The organism is Bartonella sp. AC130YNZD (assembly GCF_042196865.1).
Classification (GTDB): Bacteria; Pseudomonadota; Alphaproteobacteria; order Rhizobiales; family Rhizobiaceae; genus Bartonella.
Window position 1 is genome coordinate 1 of record NZ_JBHIQZ010000080.1, and the last position, 2,476, is coordinate 2,476.

The 2,476-nt window shown below is 36.5% G+C and carries 5 protein-coding genes; 2 read left to right on the forward strand and 3 right to left on the reverse strand.

Translation table 11 applies throughout. The features are described from left to right. The coding region (locus ACFINU_RS09585) for a single-stranded DNA-binding protein (RefSeq protein ID WP_375618938.1) at positions 1-147 on the reverse strand (147 nt) is incomplete at its 3' end. A 299-nt stretch (positions 148-446) separates the two neighbouring features. On the opposite strand from ACFINU_RS09585, the gene ACFINU_RS09590 reads away from it, so the two are divergent. Further along, positions 447-638: a hypothetical protein gene (locus ACFINU_RS09590; RefSeq protein ID WP_004859817.1), complete on the forward strand. Its 192-nt coding sequence runs from the start codon at positions 447-449 to the stop codon at positions 636-638. Positions 639-705: 67 nt separating this feature from the next. After that, on the forward strand, positions 706-1,134 hold the full coding sequence (locus tag ACFINU_RS09595) for a type II toxin-antitoxin system HicB family antitoxin (protein WP_375618937.1): 429 nt from the start codon (positions 706-708) through the stop codon (positions 1,132-1,134). Between the two features lie 42 nt (positions 1,135-1,176). Here ACFINU_RS09595 and ACFINU_RS09600 read toward each other — a convergent pair whose 3' ends face one another. Continuing rightward, complete coding sequence (locus ACFINU_RS09600; protein WP_375618936.1) at positions 1,177-1,767, reverse strand: antA/AntB antirepressor family protein; 591 nt, start codon at positions 1,765-1,767, stop codon at positions 1,177-1,179. A gap of 266 nt (positions 1,768-2,033) precedes the next feature. Beyond that, positions 2,034-2,360, reverse strand: coding sequence for a hypothetical protein (locus ACFINU_RS09605; RefSeq protein ID WP_375618935.1), 327 nt, complete (start codon positions 2,358-2,360; stop codon positions 2,034-2,036). Between the last annotated feature and the right edge of the window lie 116 nt (positions 2,361-2,476).

Below are 2,476 nucleotides of genomic sequence, written 5' to 3' on the forward strand. Positions count from 1 at the left end.
AGTTTTCTCTACTTTTTGATGAGTATTTTTATCCGTATAGCTTTCAGAAGTTGCCATACGAAAATTGACTATTTCTGCTCCAGAATTCATTGTTTTGCTTTCGGGATTAGCACCAAGGCGCCCGATTAACGTCACTTTATTTAGCATATTTGTAGCCCCATTAGATTAGCAATTTATACATAAAAACTTAGCATAATTTGCATATTTATACAATTATTTCAGTTAATTAATAACAGTTTTTTAAGTGTTACATTATAATATTATTTGACAAATTATTCATCAAAAAAACATGTCACACAAATGGCACCGCTTTCTTATTTCTGCTTTTAACTTTTTAATAAATATCCTTTCATTTAAGAGTCTGTATCAAACTTTTTTGTTCGATTTATTGTTGACCATCGAACCTTTTTGTGCGATATTCATTTTATGCAGAAAGGGGAGGCTAAATGAAACGAGAAGCACTGCTTAGAGAATTACGTAAAGAAGCCAGAAAAAGAGGCATTCATTACAGTGAAGCTCCTGATGCAGGTAAAGGGTCACATTATTTGGTAACTTTTGGAGACAAGACAACCGTTATAAAATCTGGTGAATTGACCCCACTTTACGTGAAAATAATAAAAAAGCAGTTGGGGGTATGAGTTACTCTCTCAACAGCTTTAATTTTTCGTTTCAAAAGCATTTTGATCATGGCGAGGAGACCTAAACATGGAATACACGTATCAAGCAAAACTGGAATCTGATCCAGATGGTGGTTTTATTGTAACCTTTCCAGATGTACCAGAAGCAATAACAGCTGGAGAAAATAGAGCAGAGGCATTAGAGAATGCTGTTGAAGCTTTAGGGTTAGCATTACGGAGCTATCCTATGCGCGGTTTACCTTTACCAGTACCACAGCAATATAAAGGTCTTGTAGAGGTTACGGTAGATGCATGGAATGCTCTTAAACTTGCAGTGGTAGAAGCCTTTAATGAAGCGAATATCACAAAAACAGAATTGGCACATCGTTTGGGTAAAAAAGAAACAGAAGCAAGACGCATTCTTGATCCCAATTATCCAACGAAGCTTCAAACATTAGAGCAAACACTGAGTGTTCTTGGCAAGCAAGTTGTTATCACAATCAAAGATGCGGCTTAACTTCCTCCCCACCTTTAAAGATGGGGAGTTATGTTTTTAAATCTAAGCAGCTTTTACAACAGATTTTGCTAAGACCTGTTTTGCTTCTTTAATAAGGGCTTTGTATTTTCTGTTCTCTTCATCTACTCTGAAGGCATCAAGAAGACGAACATGAATTGGACCCAGAAGATACAAAACTTTTTCACCAGCGTTCATACCTTCCCAATAACTTGGCAAATCAAAGCGTGTATCATTATCATAATCAACAGCTTGGTTTCTCAGTTTCTTCTCACACTCAATAAAGTAACGACGTGCTTGACGTCCTTTCTCATTGCGTTCAACCATAGAGAGCTCTTTCGCCATGTCTAAAGTGAGATGATATTCTGTACTTGGACGACCGCCTTTAGGTTTCGGTAAATTTTTACCGAAACTCACAAAGCCTTGATTTTCTTGAGAGGCATTAGGTTTTACTCTTTTTTGAGTAAAACTCACAAAGTCCTGATTTTCTTGAAAAGAATATTCTTCAACCCGTCGTGAAATCCAATCGTTGAAGCGTATATTGACTTCTAAAAACGTATGCAACTCACGCGCATTTACTGCTTGAACTGTTTCTTTTCCAATAGTTTGTTCTGTAATTTTAATAAGAGTGTTCATGATGAATTCCTTGTTACTTAATATGTTTTCATTGACATTCTAAAAGAGTGCCGGGTGCTGAAAACACGGTAACAAGTCCGTCGTTACGCTTTCCCCATGAAGGTATTGTATAGCATAACTACACCCGACAAGATCGTTATATGCTACAGCATATAACGAGTCAAAATCTTTAATGTCTAGAAGATTAGTTATTTCGGCAACTAATCCGCTTGTTATCAAGGTGTTTTCAGGCACCTGATTCGAAAATACACATTACATAAATAATGTCAAGCGGCTTCTGATAATTTTTTGATCTCTCTGTTGATCTCGTCTATAAGAGGCTCGTAATTGAGAACGCTTTTCGGAATAGCACCACCGTAAACCCATGCTTTCACTTGCGCTTTGGTGCTAAAATCTGCCTTTTCTGGTATGGTGTAATACTGACCACCGTCAAACTTTTCACACTCTCTTGTGCCGTCTTCATATTCATAGAGGTTGTAAAAATACTCCTCTGCTCCATCTCCCCAAGGAACATACCCAACAGCCGTTGCGATAAACTTTTTTTGCATAGGCTGTTTACGTTTTTTAAAGAATCTTCGTTTTAATATTTCCATGTTTTAATTCCTATTTTTACCAATAGGTTAATTTACCTCAAATTTGATCGTACAGAGCGTTTTATATTATAGATATGGTTTTTTCATCGTAAAATCTTTAAATCGCTTTGTACGGT

Coding starts and splice junctions, on each gene's coding strand:
- ACFINU_RS09590 (WP_004859817.1), top strand. CDS start 447: ATGAAACGAGAAGCACTGCTTAGAGAATTACGTAAAGAAGCCAGAAAA.
- ACFINU_RS09600 (WP_375618936.1), bottom strand. CDS start 1,767: ATGAACACTCTTATTAAAATTACAGAACAAACTATTGGAAAAGAAACA.
- ACFINU_RS09595 (WP_375618937.1), top strand. CDS start 706: ATGGAATACACGTATCAAGCAAAACTGGAATCTGATCCAGATGGTGGT.
- ACFINU_RS09605 (WP_375618935.1), bottom strand. CDS start 2,360: ATGGAAATATTAAAACGAAGATTCTTTAAAAAACGTAAACAGCCTATG.